The following is a 16,970-nucleotide window of genomic DNA, read 5'->3' on the forward strand; positions in this document are numbered from 1 at the left end:
AATGACAACCTTATATTATGTCCTTCTCGCTATCAGCGTGCTTGCTTTAATTTTTGGTGCTATTTTAGGTTTAGCCTCAATCAAACTGAAAGTGCAAGCAGATCCTATCGTAGAAAAAATTGATGCACTGCTCCCACAAAGCCAATGCGGGCAATGTGGCTATCCCGGCTGTAAACCTTATGCTGAAGCAATTGCACAAGGTGATGTGATTACCAAATGTATTCCGGGTGGGCAGCCATTAGTGGTTAAAATTGCCGATTTATTAGGCGTGGACGTACCAGCAACAGAATTTGATGAAGAAGATAACGCCGCAAAAGTCGCACTGATTCACGAAGCGATGTGTATTGGCTGTACCAAATGTATTCAGGCCTGCCCCGTTGATGCCATTATTGGCACCAATAAAGCGATGCACACCGTCATTCCAGATCTTTGTACAGGTTGTGAACTCTGTGTTGCGCCTTGCCCGACAGATTGCATTTCAATGATAAAAATAGAACAAGACATTGATCATTGGGATTGGAAATTCGATCCCAGCTTAACCATTCCGGTGTTAGATATTACCGCAAACCGCAACTCAAAGAATCAGGGAGCGGAAAAATAATGGCTGATGTATTAACCCATTTTAATTCTGGAAAATTATGGGATTTCGCAGGAGGAATTCATCCGCCTGAAATGAAATCACAATCTAATCACGTCCCAATTCGCCCAGCGGCGTTGGTAGAAACCTACTATGTACCTGTTAAACAGCACGCAGGCAATGCGGGAAATCTGTTGGTAAAAGAAGGAGATAAGGTGCTAAAAGGCCAGCCATTAACCTTAGGTGAAGGCTTGCGTAATCTGCCCGTACACGCCCCAACTTCAGGCATTGTTACGGCCATTACCCCTTATATTGCCGCCCACCCTTCTGGCTTACCTGAGCTAACCATTCAAATTCAGGCAGACGGTAAAGACCAATGGCGTACACAACACCCGATTGAGGATTTTCTCACCCAAACGCCAGAACAGCTTATCGAAAAAATTTATCACGCCGGCATTGCGGGGTTAGGCGGTGCCGTGTTCCCTACTGCGGCTAAAATTCAATCGGCAGAAAATAAAGTAAAACTGCTGATTATCAATGGTGCAGAATGTGAACCTTATATCACCTGTGATGATCGGCTAATGCAAGATTATCCTAACGAGATCATCGAAGGAATACGGATCTTACGCTATATTTTAAGCCCCGAAAAAGTGGTCATCGCCATTGAGGACAATAAACCCAACGCCGTTAAGGCCCTTAAACACGCCTTAAAAGGGGCAAATGATATTGAAATTCGTGTTATTCCCACAAAATATCCTTCTGGTGCGGCAAAACAGCTTATTCAAGTGCTAACCGGCATTGAAGTACCAAGCGGACAGCGTTCTTCCAGCATTGGCGTACTAATGCACAATGTTGGCACCGCTTTTGCGATTAAAAGAGCGGTGATAAATGACGAACCTTTAATTGAACGGGTGGTAACGCTAACAGGTGATAAAATCCCCCACAAAGGTAATTTATGGGTACGCTTGGGAACACCTATTTCTGCACTATTGCAACAAGTCGGCTACCAATATGATGGGCGTTTTCCCGTGTTTATGGGCGGACCTATGATGGGCTTTATTTTGCCAAATCTCAGCGCGCCAGTTACAAAAATCACCAACTGCTTGCTTGCGCCTGATCATTTTGAGTATGCCGAACCCGAGCCTGAACAAGCTTGTATTCGCTGTTCTGCCTGCTCTGATGCTTGTCCTGTGCATTTAATGCCACAGCAACTCTATTGGTTTGCACGCAGTGAAGATCATCAAAAATCAGAACAATATGCCCTGCAAGATTGTATCGAATGTGGCTTGTGTGCCTATGTTTGCCCAAGCCACATTCCGCTTATCCAATATTTCCGTCAAGAAAAAGCAAAAATTTGGGAAATCAAAGAACAAGCACAAAAATCCCACGAAGCCAAACTACGCTTTGAAGCGCGCCAAGCACGTTTAGAGAAAGAAGAACAAGCCCGCAAAGCGCGTACCCAACGTGCTGCCGAAGCGCGTCGCGAAGAAATCGCAAAACAAAACGGCATAGATCCTGTTCAAGCGGCATTAGAGCGCCTAAAAGCCAAAAAACAAACGGACAACGAAACTCCAAATGTAAAAACCTTTGTGGATGAAAAAGGTCAGCTTCAACCAGATAATTCCGATATTATGGCGCAACGCAAAGCTCGTCGCTTAGCTCGCCAACAAGCAGAACAAGAACGTGCTGCATCAGAAAATCAAATGCAAGAAAATCCACAGAACACAAATTCTGCGGAAAATCTCACAGTTGATCCCAAAAAAGCCGCTATTGCTGCCGCACTCGCACGAGCCAAAGCAAGAAAACAAGCCTCAAGCCATAATGCACAACCTGAAAACGCAAAAGCCAACACCACAGAAAATTCAACTCAAACAAATAGTGGAAGTGCGATAGAAAACCGCGAAAACTCAACGTCAGCACAAGGTGTGATTGAAAACCACGAAAACGCAACGGCAATACAAAGTGCGGTTGAAAAAACGCAAGAAAATCCCACCGCACTTGATCCGAAAAAAGCGGCTATTGCGGCGGCAATTGCACGAGCAAAAGCGAAGAAACAGGCACAGAATCGCACGGCACAATCTATCCACGCGACACAGCCACTTATTGAAGAACAAGGGACTGTGGAAAGCGAACACCGCGAAAGCTCAACAGTAATACAAAGTGCGGTTGAAAAAACACAAGAAAATCCTACCGCACTTGATCCGAAAAAAGCCGCTATTGCGGCAGCTATTGCGCGGGCAAAAGCGAAGAAACAGGCACAGAATGGCACGCCACAATCTTCCCACTCAACACAACTTGTTGAAGAACAAGGGACTGTGGAAAGCGAACACCGCGAAAGTGTGTTAGAAAACCGCGAAGGCGCAACATCAGCACAAGGTGCGATTGAAAACCGCGAAAACGCAACGGCAATACAAAGTGCGGTTGAAAAAACGCAAGAAAATCCCACCGCACTTGATCCGAAAAAAGCGGCTATTGCGGCGGCTATTGCACGGGCAAAAGCGAAGAAACAGGCACAGAATGGCACGGCACAATCTATCCACGCGACACAGCCACTTATTGAAGAACAAGGGACTGTGAAAAGTGAACACCGCGAAAGTGCGTTAGAAAACCACGAAAGCTCAATAGTAATACAAAGTGCGGTTGAAAAAACGCAAGAAAATCCTACCGCACTTGATCCGAAAAAAGCCGCTATTGCGGCGGCTATTGCACGGGCAAAAGCGAAGAAACAGGCACAGAATGGCACGGCACAATCTGCCCATGCGACGCAGCCACTTATTGAAGAACAAGGTGCTGTGGAAAGTGAACACCGCGAAAGGGCAACGTCAGCACAAGATGTGATTGAAAACCGTGAAAGCTCAACAGTAATACAAAGTACGGTTGAAAAAACGCAAGAAAATCCTACCGCACTTGATCCTAAAAAAGCCGCTATTGCGGCGGCAATTGCACGAGCAAAAGCGAAGAAACAGGCACAGAATGGCACGGCACAATCTGCCCACGCGACGCAGTCACTTATTGAAGAACAAGGAACTGTGGAAAGCGAACACTGCGAAAGTGCAGTAGAAAACCGTGAAAGCGCAACGTCAGCACAAGGTGCGCTTGAAAACCGCGAAAACGCAACGGCAATACAAAGTGCGGTTGAAAAAACGCAAGAAAATCCCACCGCACTTGATCCGAAAAAAGCCGCTATTGCGGCGGCAATTGCACGAGCAAAAGCGAAGAAACAAGCAAAAGAAAATCAATCCAAGGAAAAAGAATAAGGTTTATCAATGTTTAAAATGATGAGTTCGCCACATACCCACTCGGGCAAATTAACTGCTCGCATTATGCTGTGGGTTGCACTGGCTATGTTGCCCGCTTTCGCGGCACAAGTTTATTATTTTGGTTTTGGTGTGTTGATTCAAAGCCTACTCGCCATTTCCTTTGCGTTAGTGTTGGAATTTATCGTTACTCGCTTACGCAAAAAACCAACCCTGTTTTATATTAGTGATTTCAGCGTCGTGCTAACGGCATTAATGCTCGCGATGGCAATTCCGCCTTATGCGCCTTATTGGGTGATTTTAATTGGCACATTCTGCGCCGTAATACTCGGCAAACACGTTTATGGCGGCTTGGGGCAAAATTTGTTTAACCCTGCAATGGTCGGTTATGTGATATTGCTCATTTCCTTTCCGGTGCAAATGACTGCTTGGCTTCCCCCTGTAACCCTATTAAATGAACCGCCTAGCCTGCAAGATGCTTATCAGTTGATTTTCCACGGCATCACCACAGATGGTTTCAACCTACATCAATTAACCAATTCCATTGATGGTATTACTCAAGCCACGCCGTTAGATTCCGTCAAAACGGCAAGCAAAATCAATATGGCGATAAGTGAAGTCAATCAATCACCGATTTTTGCACAAGTGTTGCCGTTAAAAGGGGAACTCAATCTTGGCTTAGGTTGGGCGCAAGTGAATTTTTTCTTCTTACTCGGTGGGCTCTTTTTAATTTGGAAAAAAATTATTCATTGGCAAATTCCAACGGCTTTTTTATCCACAATGTTACTGGTAAGTGGACTACATTGGCTGCTTTCTTCTTATGTGCCAAGCCCTTTATGGCAGTGGTTTAGTGGTGCAACGATGTTCGGGGCATTTTTCATTGCAACCGATCCTGTTACCTCTTCCATTACCCCAAAAGGTAAACTGGTTTTTGGTACGATTATTGGCTTACTGGTGTGCCTGATCCGCTTCAATGGTAACTACCCTGATGGTGTGGCATTTGCTGTGTTATTGGCAAATATTTGTGTGCCACTCATTGATCACTACACGCGCCCGCGCGTGGCTGGACATAGAAGGAAATAAGCAATGCAAACGGTAAAAATTAGCCTCCGCTATGGCATGATCTTAGGTGTTATTGCGTTAATTTGTACCGCACTTTCTGCTGCGGTGTATTTCTTAACAAAAGCCCCTATTGCGCAAGCAATCGCCAACCAACAAACAGAATTGCTCGCACAAATTATTCCACCGCAAAGCTATGATAACGATTTACTCGCCAGTTGCGATGAGCCTCATTTTGCTCAAGCAAAAACCTTGCGTATTGAGAAAATTTGTGTCGCAGAGAAAAATCATCAGCCGGTGGCTTATGCCTATGAAACCATTGCGCCAGACGGTTATTCAGGCAATATTCGTTTTCTTGTTGGCATTACGCCACAAGGTGAAGTATTAGGTTTGCGTGTACTTGAACATAAAGAAACACCGGGCTTAGGCGATAAAATTGAATTGCGTATTTCTGATTGGGTGCTGAGCTTTAATCACAAAAAAATTAGCACCGATAATCTTAATGATTGGGCGGTAAAAAAAGACGGTGGGCAATTTGATCAATTTACTGGGGCAACCATTACGCCACGCGCGATTGTCAATCAAATCAAGCGTTCTGCCTTACCTTTGTTACAACAAATGAAGGTGAATGCGGTGAAAGAGGAGCAAAAATGATGAATGAAAATCGTGAAAAAAACCACCGCACTTTAGAAAATGAGATGGATTTCACTGCGGAAACACCACCATCTCAACTGCCAATAAGCGAAGTAAAAAGCCAATGGAGTGAATTATTTAAGCAAGGCTTTTGGCATAATAACCCCGCACTTGTGCAACTTTTAGGGCTTTGCCCATTGCTTGCGGTATCTAGCTCGGCAACAAATGCCCTTGGTTTAGGTATTGCGACCATTGTAGTGCTAATGTGTACCAATGTGGTGGTTTCACTATTCCGCAAGCATATTCCACACGCCATTCGTATTCCTATTTATGTGATGATTATTGCTACTACGGTAACCATTGTGCAGTTAATGATGAATGCTTACACGTACACGCTTTATCAATCTTTAGGGATTTTTATTCCTTTAATTGTCACCAACTGTATTGTTATTGGTCGTGCAGAAGCCTTTGCGTCAAAAAATGGTGTATGGCTTTCACTTTTTGATGGCTTTGCAATGGGCGTGGGAATGGCATTTAGCTTGTTGATACTGGGGACAATTCGTGAAGTGTTAGGCACAGGCAAACTGTTTATGGGAATGGAAAATCTGCTCGGTAACTGGGCTGTCGCATTACATTTAAATCTTTTTGAGCTAAACAGTAGCTTTTTACTCGCTATTTTACCTCCCGGGGCATTCCTTGGTTTGGGATTGATTTTGGCGATGAAAAACTTGATTGATGATAAAAAACAATAAACACAATGAATAAACAAAAACGTATTGAAATTTTAACGCGATTGCGGGATCAAAATCCTCATCCCACGACAGAATTGAATTATCATTCACCTTTTGAGTTATTGATCGCGGTAATTTTGTCTGCACAGGCAACAGATAAAGGGGTGAATAAAGCCACCGCAAAACTCTTCCCTGTGGCAAATACACCACAAGCGATTTTAGATCTTGGATTAGATGGCTTAAAAAGCTATATTAAAACCATTGGTCTATTTAATAGTAAAGCTGAGAATATTATTAAAACCTGTCGTGATCTGATCGAAAAACACAATGGTGAAATTCCGCAAACGCGTGAGGAACTTGAAGCCTTAGCAGGCGTTGGGCGAAAAACCGCGAATGTGGTGTTAAATACGGCATTTGGCCAGCCTACCATTGCGGTAGATACCCATATTTTCCGTGTCTGTAATCGGACAAACTTTGCACCCGGCAAAACCGTATTACAGGTAGAAGAAAAATTACTCAAGGTTGTGCCAGCTGAATTTAAAGTCGATGTGCATCATTGGCTTATTTTGCACGGGCGTTATACCTGCATTGCACGCAAGCCTCGCTGCGGTTCTTGTATTATTGAAGATCTTTGTGAATACAAAGACAAAACTGAAAATTAAGGTAATTTATGACAACAAAAAAATCTGAACGACAAACTTGGTCAAGCCGCTTAACCTATATTATGACTGTGGCTGGTGCAACCGTAGGATTTGGCGCGACTTGGCGTTTCCCTTATTTAGTTGGTGAAAACGGCGGCGGTGCATACGTTTTATTATTCTGCGTAGCAATGATCGTGATTGGTATCCCGATGATCTTAGTGGAAAACGTCATTGGTCGCCGTTTGCGTGTCAATTCCATTGATGCCTTTGAAGATAAACTGACCGCAAAACCCCATTCAAAATATTGGAAAATCATTGGCTATATGGGATTGCTCGGAGCATTCGGCATTATGGCTTATTATATGGTACTCGGCGGTTGGGTGATGAATTATATCATTAGCTTGATTTCTGGTAGCCTTGATATTTCTAGCACCATTAGCAAAGAGTATGCCAAAACCTTCTATGAACAGAGCATTAGCAATAGCCCGCTACAAATTGCCCTTTATACCTTTATTTTTGTCGCCATTAACTATGTTATTTTAGCGAAAGGGATTATCGGTGGGATTGAACGTTCGGTAAAATATTTAATGCCATTACTGTTTATCTTCCTTATTGGAATGGTTATCCGTAACATCACCTTACCCGGCGCGGCAGAAGGCATTATTTATTATCTCAAACCTGATTTTTCTAAAATTACACCGCAGTTATTTATTATGGTGTTAGGTCAAGTTTTCTTTGCACTTAGCTTAGGTTTTGGCGTGCTAATTACCCTTTCAAGCTATCTCAGTAAAGAAGAAAATTTAGTACAAACTGCTGTGATCACTGGCTTTAGCAATACCATTATTGCGGTCTTAGCAGGATTTATGATTTTTCCATCGTTATTCAGCTTTGGCATTGAACCCAATGCTGGTCCAACGCTTGTGTTCCAAAGTTTACCCATTGTGTTCTCACATATGTGGGCAGGGCGTATTTTTGCCATTATCTTCTTTAGTTTATTGCTCATTGCGGCACTGACCACTTCCATCACCATTTATGAAGTGATTATCACCGCACTACAAGAAAAACTCAGAATGCGCCGTGGCAAAGCAATTATGCTCACCCTTGGAGGAATTTTCTTACTTGGTAATATTCCATCTATTTTGAGCGATAACTTACTGAAAGACGTCACCTTCTTTGGAAAAAGTATTTTTGATGCTTTTGATTATGTGAGTGGAAATATTCTCTTTTTACTCACCGCACTTGGCTGTGCGATTTTCGTCGGCTTTGTGTTGAAAGAGGAAGCTAAAAAAGAACTTTCTGATAAACCAAATTCTACTTTCACCAAAATTTGGTTCAACTATGTAAAATATGTCGTTCCATTGATTATTTTAGTTATTTTTGTGAGTAATTTAATTTAATCTCTGTTCAGATAAAAATCAGGGCTGATATTTCTCAGCCCTTAATTTTTTCGCGATTTTAAGCATTACTCGCTTTCTAATCCCCGGCGAATAAGTCCTTCAAAAGCATCGTAAGCCACTAAAAACGCATCGTGTCCATAATCAGAAGGAAACTCGTGATATGTTAAATTTACTCCTGCGTCTTCAAGCATTGCTCTACTTTTTCTCACGTCCACCGCTTTAAAAAGCTGATCATTGCTCACCGCAATTAAGCTATAACGCGCGGTAATGCGTGATAACGCTTGATATGTGTTTTCATAACCTAAGGCGGGATCATATAAATCCAAGGCACGCAACAAATGCAAATAGCTATTCGCATCAAAACGATCGAGAAATTTCTGCCCTTGATAACTGAGATAAGATTCTACTTGGAAATAGTCTCCCCAGTACTGCCCTTCTACTTTCGTCGCACGCCCAAAGGCTTTGGCAAGCTGAATATCAGTACGATAGGTAAGCATTCCTAACATTCGCGCAATAGATAACCCCTGCACAGGTGGCTCACCTTCATAATAATCGCCATTATTAAAATTAGGATCAGTTATAATGGCTTGACGCATAACGTGATTAAAGCCGATAGCTTCTGCACTAAAATACAGGGAAGAGCAAAGATTTACGATGTTATCCATAAAATCCGGATAATCTATTGCCCATTGAGTAGCTTGCATTCCACCAAAAGACCCCCCAACAATGCCTTTTAAGTGTGGGATTTGAAGATAATCAAGCAGCGCCCTTTGTACTTTTACAATATCTTGCACAAGAATATGCGGAAACTGGCTGCCATAAGGCTTTTGTGTTTTTGGATTTACCGAAGAAGGCCCAGTTGTCCCTTTACAACCACCTAGCACGTTAGAACAAATGAAAAAATATTTTGATGTATCTAGTGCCAAACCTTCGCCCATAAAATTCTGCCACCAACCTGTTTGGTTGGGATCAGGGTGATAGGGTTCTGCATCTCCCGTTAATGCGTGGCAAATCAACACGGCATTACTTTTATCCGCATTTAACTTGCCATAGGTTTGGTAGGCAACATCAATATGCTCAAGCTGTCCAGCTAAAGTGAGTTTGAGTGGTGTTTGAGTAAAAAGTGTTGCTGTTTGTACTGCCATTACCTAGTCCATTATTCCATTGATGCCATCTTGCAAAGGTTAGGCAACATAGACTACCGTTAGCCTTACACCTCGCCAAGATTTTTAGACGTCTAAACCTCTAGACGTATTTTAGAATAAATTTGCTTGAATTTACTAGTCTTTTTTATTATTTTGATACGCAAAAGATAAAAAAATACGAATTTTATGCTGAAATCCTTTTTCCGTTACCTTTTTTCTTTTCGATGGGTTAGCTACCTGCCTAGAAAAGTTCTACGGTATAGCCTGTTCCTCATTTTTCTCTGCGGCTTATTGCTTGTGCTTGTCGATCAAGCCATTGGCTTTTATGTTCGTCAAGGTATTTATACCGATATAGCAAAACTGCCCTATCGCCCTTATGGATTGGTGTTAGGCACATCAAAATATTTCAGTAAAAATACGCCAAATTTATTCTATTCCTATCGGTTATTAGCGGCAAATAACCTGTTTAAGGAACGGAAAGTAGATTATTTGCTACTAAGTGGAGATAACCGCACAATGGAATATAATGAGCCACGAACAATGTTTAAAGACCTCATAAAAATGGGGATACCAGAGGAATTTATGTATTTAGATTATGCGGGATTTCGTACCTTAGATTCCGTCATCCGTGCTGATCAGGTTTTTAAAGCCCATTCGATCACCATCATTACACAGCGCTTTCATTGTGAGCGGGCTTTGTTTATTGCCAAATACCATAATATTGATGCGATCTGTTTTGCGGCAGACTATCCGAGCGGCTATATGTTTGTCCGCTTCCGTGAGTTTTTTGCTCGTTTGCAAGCCGTATTAGATCTTCTTGTTGAAAAAGAACCGCACTTTTTAGGCAAGCCAGAACCACTCCCCCCACCACCTTTCTCTGATTAGCAATGATAAACTAAATCTCGCAAGATCTTACTCGGTGCCGGTAAGCTTTCTTGGGCTGATTTATGCTTAAGGCGTTCTAACACTAAATCTAACAATTTATCCGCAATTTTCTTATGATCCTGCACTGCACAGAGAGTTTTATTGGCTAATAGTTCTAACATTTCGTGATCGCCAAAAGTAGCAATGGCTAATTGTTGTGGAATGCCTTTATTCTGCCTTAATAGCACTTGAAATATCCCCTGTAACAAGGTTAAAGAAGTAACAAATAAGGCATCTGGCAAGGGATTTGTGACAAGCCATTGCTCAAAGGTTTGTGCCGCAGAATCTCGGTGGAATTGCTCGCTATAAAGAAATTCTGCTGAATTTTCCGACCGCTCTTTTAATGCCTGACAAAATCCTACTTCACGTTCCTTGCTGGTTGGAAGTTCGGGCAGCGCCCCAAAAAAGAGAACATTTTTAAACGATTGCTGTTTAAATAAATCTTGCGCTAGACGATAAGCATCATTCCTATCATCAGATAGCACATTAACCGCATTATCCGCGCTGATTTTTCGGTCAAAACCAAATACAGGCACCTTACTTTGCTGATAAAACCCATTCTCTGTAGGTAATGAGGTTGAAACAATTAACGCATCAATTTTGCGCTGAAAAAGGTGTTTGGCACAAGCCATTTCATTATTTGGATTATCATTAGAACAAGCGATCAAGAGTTGATAACCTTTTTCACGAAATTTTTGCTCAAGCTGATGAGCGATTCTGGCATAGCTCATATTTTCAAAATCAGGAATAATCAAGCCGATGGTATTGGTTTTCCCTGCTCGCAACCCTGCTGCCATTGCATTAGGTTTAAAATCATATTCCTTGATTAAGGATTGCACTTTTTCAATGGTTTTATCACTCACTCTATATTGCTTTGCTTTACCATTGACAACATAACTTACCGTTGTTCTGGAAACCCCAGCAAGTTTAGCTAACTCATCTAATTTCACATTAACTCCTTTTAATATGTCCTTTCAATTTCAAAGTGCGGTGAATTATAGCACCAAATTTTTAGTCATTTTTATGCGAAAATTCTCGAAATTTGATCTGCCTCGCAAAAAATAACCTTACCTGAAAAATATAAAAAAGACTGAATTTTCTCAATTCAGCCTTTCTCTCTACAAAAATCCAATTAGCGATTTACACGGCGACGAGCGATTACAGCGTTTGAAAGTTGCTCCAATACCAATTCTGAATCTTCCCAGCCAATGCAAGCATCGGTGATACTTTGTCCGTAAACCAATTCTTTGCCATCCACAAGATCTTGTCTGCCTTCAACCAAATGGCTTTCAATCATCACACCAAAAATTTGATTTGAACCCTGTGCAATTTGCTGACACACATCAGCGCAAACCTCTAATTGTTTTTTAAATTGCTTACTGCTGTTTGCGTGACTGAAATCCACCATAACGTGTGGAATACGACCGCTCTTCTCAATACTTTCACAGACCTCATTGACATCTTTTGCGCTGTAATTTGGTCCTTTATCGCCACCACGTAAAATAATATGGCAATCTGCATTTCCTTTAGTGGAAACAATGGCAGAATGACCAAATTTTGTTACCGAAAGGAAATAATGCGGGGCTTCTGCTGCACCAATCGCATCAAGGGCAATGCGTACACCACCATTGGTTGCGTTTTTAAAACCCACTGCACAAGATAAGCCCGAAGCCAATTCACGATGAACTTGCGATTCCGTCGTTCTTGCCCCGATTGCTCCCCAGCTCATAAAATCAGCAACATATTGCGGTGTGATCATATCCAAAAATTCGCCTGCTGCTGGCACTTCTAAATTATTAATATCCAACAATAATTTGCGCGCAATACGTAAGCCATCATTTAACGCATAACTGTTGTTGAGATAAGGATCGTTAATCAGTCCTTTCCAACCTACGGTTGTACGCGGTTTTTCAAAATAGACACGCATAATAATTTCTAAACTATCTTGATATTTCTCACGCATTGCTTTGATTCGTTGTGCATATTCCAATGCAGATTTCGGATCGTGAATAGAACAAGGCCCAATAACCACAAGCAAACGATCATCTTTGCGATGAATAATATTGTGTGCTTGTTGGCGAGCTTTTTTTACGGTGTTAATTGCCACGTCGCTTGCTGGATATTTTTCAATTAACGCAATAGGCGGTAACACCTGCTCTACGTTGCCAATTCGGGTATCGTCGTTAGCAATATAAATATCATTTTTGCTTTTTGTCATACATCACTCTCTTACATCTTGATTTGTCTTTGATCATCACTTACTTATTCGTATTGCGAATACTGAATTGCGTGTCAATGTAACACGCATTTTTGTACTAGTAAACTAGTTTAAAGATATTATTAATAAATTTTTAATGACTGCTTAAAACTTGTGCAGGTTGTAATTTCGCTGCCCGACTTGCTGGATACAAACTGGCAATTAAACTTAACACTAATGCCACCAAAAAAACCACGGCAATATCTTGCCAATGTAGTTCGCTCGGTAAAAAATCCACGAAATACACACCATCAGAAAGTAGCTTTCTGCCAATTAAAAATTCAATGCCTTTAATTAATTGCGTGAGATTTAATGCCGTTATGCAACCTAGCACTAACCCAATTACACAGCCTTTCATTCCAGCCAGTAAACCATACCAGATAAAAATTCGTTTAATAAAGCGATCATTTGCGCCGAGCGTGCGCATAATCGCAATATCGCCCTGCTTATCTTTCACCGCCATAATCAAGGTTGAGATAATATTAAAACAGGCCACGCCAATCACTAGCACCATCGCTAAATACATTACGGTGCGAATAAGCTGAATATCGCGATACATATAGCCAAATTGGCTAATCCAATTTTGCGCAGATAAAAACTGTGGATACTGTTGCAAGGTAGGATAATTCAACTGTTGCACGGCAAAAGGGTGTTGCACCTTAAGTTCTATCCCGCTGACTTCATCCGCCGAATAATCCAAAAATTGCTGTGCGGTGGCAAGGGGAATTAACGCATAGCTGTGATCGAGCTGTCCATCAAGGCGTAAAATTCCTGTAATCTGAATACGCTCACGCATTGGCTGGGTAAAATTATTGGTGCCGTCTGATTGCGAAATTAACAACGTTACCCAATCCCCTTCTTTCACCGCTAATTCACGCGCAATGCCAGATCCTAATACCAATCCGCCTTCACGAGAAAAACGCTGCCAGCCATCACCTAATACAAATTGCCCTAAGGCGCTCACCTGATCTTGCTTGTCGGCTTCAACCCCTTTGACTTGCACCAGTTTTAGCTTGGTGCCATTTTCTACCAATGCGGTAAAGCTCACAAAAGGGGAACTTGCCACCACGTTAGGATCTTGTTTTAAAAGTGCGGTTAAATTTTGCCAATTTTTTATTGCTGTGCTATCGCCCTGTTCAGAATAGGCTGAAATCTCAACGTGTGGCACAACAGCTAAAATTCGCTTATTCAGCTCACGTTCAAAGCCGTTCATCGCACTTAGCCCTACAATCAATACCATTACGCCCAGTGCAATACCAAGGGTAGAAAACATTGAAATCAGCGAAACCAAACGGTTTTTTTGCTTCCCTCGCTGATAACGCCAACTAATAAAAAAAGGTGCGTTCATCTAGCTTTCTCCACGCAATACGCCGTCTTGCATCACCATTCGGCGAGACAATTTCGCCGCCAACTGCAAATCGTGAGTCACCAATAAAAAGGCAATTTTTTGCTCTTGGTTTAATTTCAAAATAAGTTCAAAAATGCTTTCCGTGGTTTTACGATCCAAATTCCCTGTGGGTTCATCGGCTAACACTAAAGCGGGCTGATTCACTAAAGCACGGGCAATGGCAACCCGCTGACGCTCACCACCAGATAAGGCAGAAGGACGATGTTTAATGCGATGAGATAAGCCAACCGCTTGTAGCATTTGTTCTGCACGATCTTGTGCCTCACTACGCGATTGTTTACCAATTAACATTGGCATCATCACGTTTTCTAACGCACTAAAATCCGCCATTAAATGATGAAATTGATAAACAAAGCCCATATAGTGATTGCGTAATTTTGCTAATTCGTCGGCGCTGGTTTGCTGCAAAGATTGCCCTTTAATGAACACTTCCCCACTGGTTGGCTGATCTAAGCCACCTAGCGTATGTAATAACGTACTTTTGCCTGAACCTGAACTGCCCACAATCGCCACTAACTCGCCTTCTTCCATTGAAAAAGTGACCTCTTTTAGCACTGACGTTCGGTTTTCCCCTTCTTGGTAAACCTTGCTTAACTGTTGGCAGCTGAGTAAAATTTGCTTCTCTGTCATTCTTTTCTCGTTTTTTTTCTGTTTTATCATTAAAATCGCGTAAAAAAACACCGCACTATGGGATCACATTATTCATAGCGCAATGCTTCTGCTGGCTCAATTCGTGCTGCGCGGTAAGCTGGATAAATGGTTGAACATAAAGAAAATAATAAGGATAGCGCAACAATAATCACAATCTGTGAATAATTGAGTTCTGTTGGCAAACGAATATTTTCTGGATTAAACCACGCCATAAGAAAATCTAAATTTAACGTGGTTAGCACACCAAGCAGCGTGCCAATCAGCGTTCCAGTAATCCCGACCAATAGCCCTTGCCAAATAAACAGACTGCGTACTTGAGATTTATTTAACCCTTGCGTTTGCAAAATCGCGATTTCCCCTTGTTTATCCACCACCATTAAGCTAAGCGAAGTAACAATATTTGAGATGGCAACCACAATAATCAGGCTAATCAGCAAGCCCATCATATTTTTTTCCATTTTTACTGCTTGGAAAAATTCCCCTTTCTGGCTACGCCAATCGACTATCTGCCATTTCTCTGGGCTGAAATATTGAGGAAGTTTGGTAATATCAAAAGGATCAGCCAAAAATAAGCGATAACCTTGCATTTGCTGTGGCGGAATACGCATCAATCGACCAATATCTGAAAGATTGGCAAACACGGCGTTTGTGTCATTTTGCCCTGAAGCAAAATAAATATCGCTAATGGTAAATAAACGCTGTACTGGCACGCGCCCAAAGGGCGTGTATTGGCTATTTTCGGTGATCATTAAACGCACTTTATCACCAATCTGTAAATGCAATTTTTGTGCTAATTGCGCACCAATCAGCAATTTAAATTCACCTGCTGGCAATAATTGTTCAAAAGTCTGCGCCTGAAAATGTGCTAATAAGGGATCATCAGAAAAGTGTTGAATACCGATCACTTGTCCTGCACTCACGCCCTGTGGCGCTTGCAAAATGACATTCGTGGTATTAATAGGAATCGCTCGCTGTACGAAAGCTGGCATTGTGGGAATGGGCGCAGCAAGGGATAAATTCCCCGATTTTGGCGTCATTATGGCGTGGGGAATCGTGGAAAGCACTTGTTTTTTTTGCTGATTTTCCAAGCCATTCATTACCGAAAGCACGATGATTAATGCCATAATGCCTAGCACAATGCCCATCATCGCAAGATTGGTGACTAATCGCCCAAAGCGATCTGCACTTTTCGCACGCCAATAGCGTAGGGCAATAAATAAAGAAATCGGTAAATTCATCATAAATATTTATCAAAATTTCCCCTGCTGAACAGGGGAAATGTCGTCCTGCAATAAAATTATTTGCCTGTTGCGACAAATTCTTCCATATTTTGTGTCACTTTTTTCACCAAAATTTCCACCGCACCATCCGATGCCCAAGCAATGTGCGGGGTAATAATTAAATTTGGTAAACGCGTTGCCGCTTGAATAAGTGGGTTATCTTTCTCAGGTGGCTCTTTCACTAATACATCTAACGCTGCGGCGGCAATTGTGCCATTTTCCAATGCTTCCACTAAGGCTTTTTCATCCACTAAAGGCCCACGCCCTGTATTGATTAAATACGCCGTCGGCTTCATTAATTTTAAGGTTTCCGCATTGATCAAATTTGTGGTGTCTGGCGTTAAAGGGCAATGTAAGGTAACAATATCCGCCTCTTGTAACACTTGCTCAAAAGGTAAATATCCCTCACGCACTGTTGTAGCCCCTTTGCGTTCCGCATAAATCACTTTCATTCCTAAGGCTTCAGCTAAACGGCCGATTTCTTTCCCCAGATTGCCTTTGCCTACAACGCCTAAGGTAGAGCCTTTTACATCGGTGATGGGGTAATCAAAATAACAAAACTGTTTGCTATTTGCCCATTTTGCACTGAGTTGATCCTTATACCAATTCATTAAACTGTGTTTTAAGGCAAAAATTAAACCCAAAACGTGTTCAGGCACGGTAACAGAAGAATAACCTGTAACATTTTTCACGACAATCCCAAGTGCTTTGGCTGCCTCTAAGTCCACATTATTTGTACCCGTAGCTGTGATCGCAATTAATTTCAATTTAGGGAGCTGTTTCATTGTTTCGCGATCAAACACGACCTTACTAGTAATGACAATATCAGCCTCTTTCGCCCGTTCAATGGTTTGCTCTGGTGAAGTATGCGCATATTCCACCCATTGATGTTCAAAATTTGGGCGTGGAATGGGAATGTGTTTTGGAATGGCTGTGCTATCAAGAAAAACAATTTTCATAAAATGCTCCTTATCTCTATTTAGGGATATCCTTTACCTTCAAAATTCACC

15 protein-coding genes are annotated in these 16,970 nt (G+C 41.9%); 8 read left to right on the top strand and 7 right to left on the bottom strand.

What is annotated here, in order from left to right; genetic code table 11:
• Window position 1: 1 nt before the first annotated feature.
• The 7 genes from rsxB (at window position 2) to L5B83_RS09430 (ending at window position 8,295) form a co-directional block, all read left to right on the top strand.
• Window positions 2-601, top strand: coding sequence for an electron transport complex subunit RsxB (gene rsxB, locus L5B83_RS09400; protein ID WP_265761837.1), 600 nt, complete (start codon window positions 2-4; stop codon window positions 599-601).
• A complete protein-coding gene (rsxC, locus tag L5B83_RS09405; RefSeq protein ID WP_442780633.1) occupies window positions 601-3,834 on the top strand; it encodes an electron transport complex subunit RsxC in 3,234 nt (1,077 codons plus the stop codon). Before rsxB ends, rsxC begins: the two co-directional genes overlap by 1 nt.
• Before the next feature lie 66 nt (window positions 3,835-3,900).
• Window positions 3,901-4,917, top strand: coding sequence for an electron transport complex subunit RsxD (rsxD, locus tag L5B83_RS09410; protein ID WP_442780639.1), 1,017 nt, complete (start codon window positions 3,901-3,903; stop codon window positions 4,915-4,917).
• 3 nt (window positions 4,918-4,920) lie between these two features.
• Window positions 4,921-5,547, top strand: a complete 627-nt coding sequence (gene rsxG, locus L5B83_RS09415) for an electron transport complex subunit RsxG (RefSeq protein WP_265778303.1) — start codon at window positions 4,921-4,923, stop codon at window positions 5,545-5,547.
• A gap of 44 nt (window positions 5,548-5,591) precedes the next feature.
• Window positions 5,592-6,278 (top strand): electron transport complex subunit E, encoded by a 687-nt coding sequence (locus tag L5B83_RS09420; protein WP_268739419.1) that lies wholly within the window; start codon window positions 5,592-5,594, stop codon window positions 6,276-6,278.
• Window positions 6,279-6,283: 5 nt separating this feature from the next.
• Complete coding sequence (nth, locus tag L5B83_RS09425) at window positions 6,284-6,919, top strand: endonuclease III (protein ID WP_250350049.1); 636 nt, start codon at window positions 6,284-6,286, stop codon at window positions 6,917-6,919.
• Between the two features lie 8 nt (window positions 6,920-6,927).
• Window positions 6,928-8,295, top strand: a complete 1,368-nt coding sequence (locus L5B83_RS09430) for a sodium-dependent transporter (protein ID WP_265778304.1) — start codon at window positions 6,928-6,930, stop codon at window positions 8,293-8,295.
• Between the two features lie 65 nt (window positions 8,296-8,360).
• On the opposite strand, the gene metX is transcribed toward L5B83_RS09430, so the two are convergent.
• Window positions 8,361-9,440 (bottom strand): homoserine O-acetyltransferase MetX, encoded by a 1,080-nt coding sequence (gene metX, locus L5B83_RS09435; protein WP_265778305.1) that lies wholly within the window; start codon window positions 9,438-9,440, stop codon window positions 8,361-8,363.
• A 186-nt stretch (window positions 9,441-9,626) separates the two neighbouring features.
• Here metX and L5B83_RS09440 point away from each other — a divergent pair, with 186 nt between their 5' ends.
• Window positions 9,627-10,325 (top strand): SanA/YdcF family protein, encoded by a 699-nt coding sequence (locus L5B83_RS09440; RefSeq protein WP_265761834.1) that lies wholly within the window; start codon window positions 9,627-9,629, stop codon window positions 10,323-10,325.
• Here L5B83_RS09440 and cra read toward each other — a convergent pair.
• The 6 genes from cra to L5B83_RS09470 form a co-directional block, all read right to left on the bottom strand.
• A complete protein-coding gene (gene cra / locus L5B83_RS09445) occupies window positions 10,322-11,314 on the bottom strand; it encodes a catabolite repressor/activator (RefSeq protein WP_250350045.1) in 993 nt (330 codons plus the stop codon). The two genes, L5B83_RS09440 and cra, sit on opposite strands and share 4 nt — an antisense overlap.
• A 182-nt stretch (window positions 11,315-11,496) precedes the next feature.
• Window positions 11,497-12,582: a 3-deoxy-7-phosphoheptulonate synthase AroG gene (gene aroG, locus L5B83_RS09450; protein WP_268739388.1), complete on the bottom strand. Its 1,086-nt coding sequence runs from the start codon at window positions 12,580-12,582 to the stop codon at window positions 11,497-11,499.
• Between the two features lie 133 nt (window positions 12,583-12,715).
• Window positions 12,716-13,969: a lipoprotein-releasing ABC transporter permease subunit LolE gene (lolE, locus tag L5B83_RS09455; RefSeq protein WP_265778306.1), complete on the bottom strand. Its 1,254-nt coding sequence runs from the start codon at window positions 13,967-13,969 to the stop codon at window positions 12,716-12,718.
• On the bottom strand, window positions 13,970-14,659 hold the full coding sequence (lolD, locus tag L5B83_RS09460; RefSeq protein ID WP_250363142.1) for a lipoprotein-releasing ABC transporter ATP-binding protein LolD: 690 nt from the start codon (window positions 14,657-14,659) through the stop codon (window positions 13,970-13,972).
• Window positions 14,660-14,727: 68 nt separating this feature from the next.
• A complete protein-coding gene (locus tag L5B83_RS09465) occupies window positions 14,728-15,918 on the bottom strand; it encodes a lipoprotein-releasing ABC transporter permease subunit (RefSeq protein ID WP_265778414.1) in 1,191 nt (396 codons plus the stop codon).
• A gap of 59 nt (window positions 15,919-15,977) precedes the next feature.
• Window positions 15,978-16,919, bottom strand: coding sequence for a 2-hydroxyacid dehydrogenase (locus tag L5B83_RS09470; RefSeq protein ID WP_250363143.1), 942 nt, complete (start codon window positions 16,917-16,919; stop codon window positions 15,978-15,980).
• Window positions 16,920-16,970: the final 51 nt, after the last annotated feature.

Source organism: Avibacterium sp. 21-599 (assembly GCF_026226765.1).
Lineage (GTDB): Bacteria > Pseudomonadota > Gammaproteobacteria > Enterobacterales > Pasteurellaceae > Avibacterium.

Excerpts from the sequence above, each read along its gene's own strand:
- nth (WP_250350049.1), top strand. The coding sequence starts at position 6,284 with ATGAATAAACAAAAACGTATTGAAATTTTAACGCGATTGCGGGATCAA.
- rsxD (WP_442780639.1), top strand. The coding sequence starts at position 3,901 with ATGCTGTGGGTTGCACTGGCTATGTTGCCCGCTTTCGCGGCACAAGTT.
- lolD (WP_250363142.1), bottom strand. The coding sequence starts at position 14,659 with ATGACAGAGAAGCAAATTTTACTCAGCTGCCAACAGTTAAGCAAGGTT.
- rsxG (WP_265778303.1), top strand. The coding sequence starts at position 4,921 with ATGCAAACGGTAAAAATTAGCCTCCGCTATGGCATGATCTTAGGTGTT.
- L5B83_RS09440 (WP_265761834.1), top strand. The coding sequence starts at position 9,627 with ATGCTGAAATCCTTTTTCCGTTACCTTTTTTCTTTTCGATGGGTTAGC.
- L5B83_RS09470 (WP_250363143.1), bottom strand. The coding sequence starts at position 16,919 with ATGAAAATTGTTTTTCTTGATAGCACAGCCATTCCAAAACACATTCCC.
- L5B83_RS09420 (WP_268739419.1), top strand. The coding sequence starts at position 5,592 with ATGGATTTCACTGCGGAAACACCACCATCTCAACTGCCAATAAGCGAA.
- aroG (WP_268739388.1), bottom strand. The coding sequence starts at position 12,582 with ATGACAAAAAGCAAAAATGATATTTATATTGCTAACGACGATACCCGA.
- rsxC (WP_442780633.1), top strand. The coding sequence starts at position 601 with ATGGCTGATGTATTAACCCATTTTAATTCTGGAAAATTATGGGATTTC.
- L5B83_RS09465 (WP_265778414.1), bottom strand. The coding sequence starts at position 15,918 with ATGAATTTACCGATTTCTTTATTTATTGCCCTACGCTATTGGCGTGCG.
- metX (WP_265778305.1), bottom strand. The coding sequence starts at position 9,440 with ATGGCAGTACAAACAGCAACACTTTTTACTCAAACACCACTCAAACTC.
- rsxB (WP_265761837.1), top strand. The coding sequence starts at position 2 with ATGACAACCTTATATTATGTCCTTCTCGCTATCAGCGTGCTTGCTTTA.
- L5B83_RS09430 (WP_265778304.1), top strand. The coding sequence starts at position 6,928 with ATGACAACAAAAAAATCTGAACGACAAACTTGGTCAAGCCGCTTAACC.
- lolE (WP_265778306.1), bottom strand. The coding sequence starts at position 13,969 with ATGAACGCACCTTTTTTTATTAGTTGGCGTTATCAGCGAGGGAAGCAA.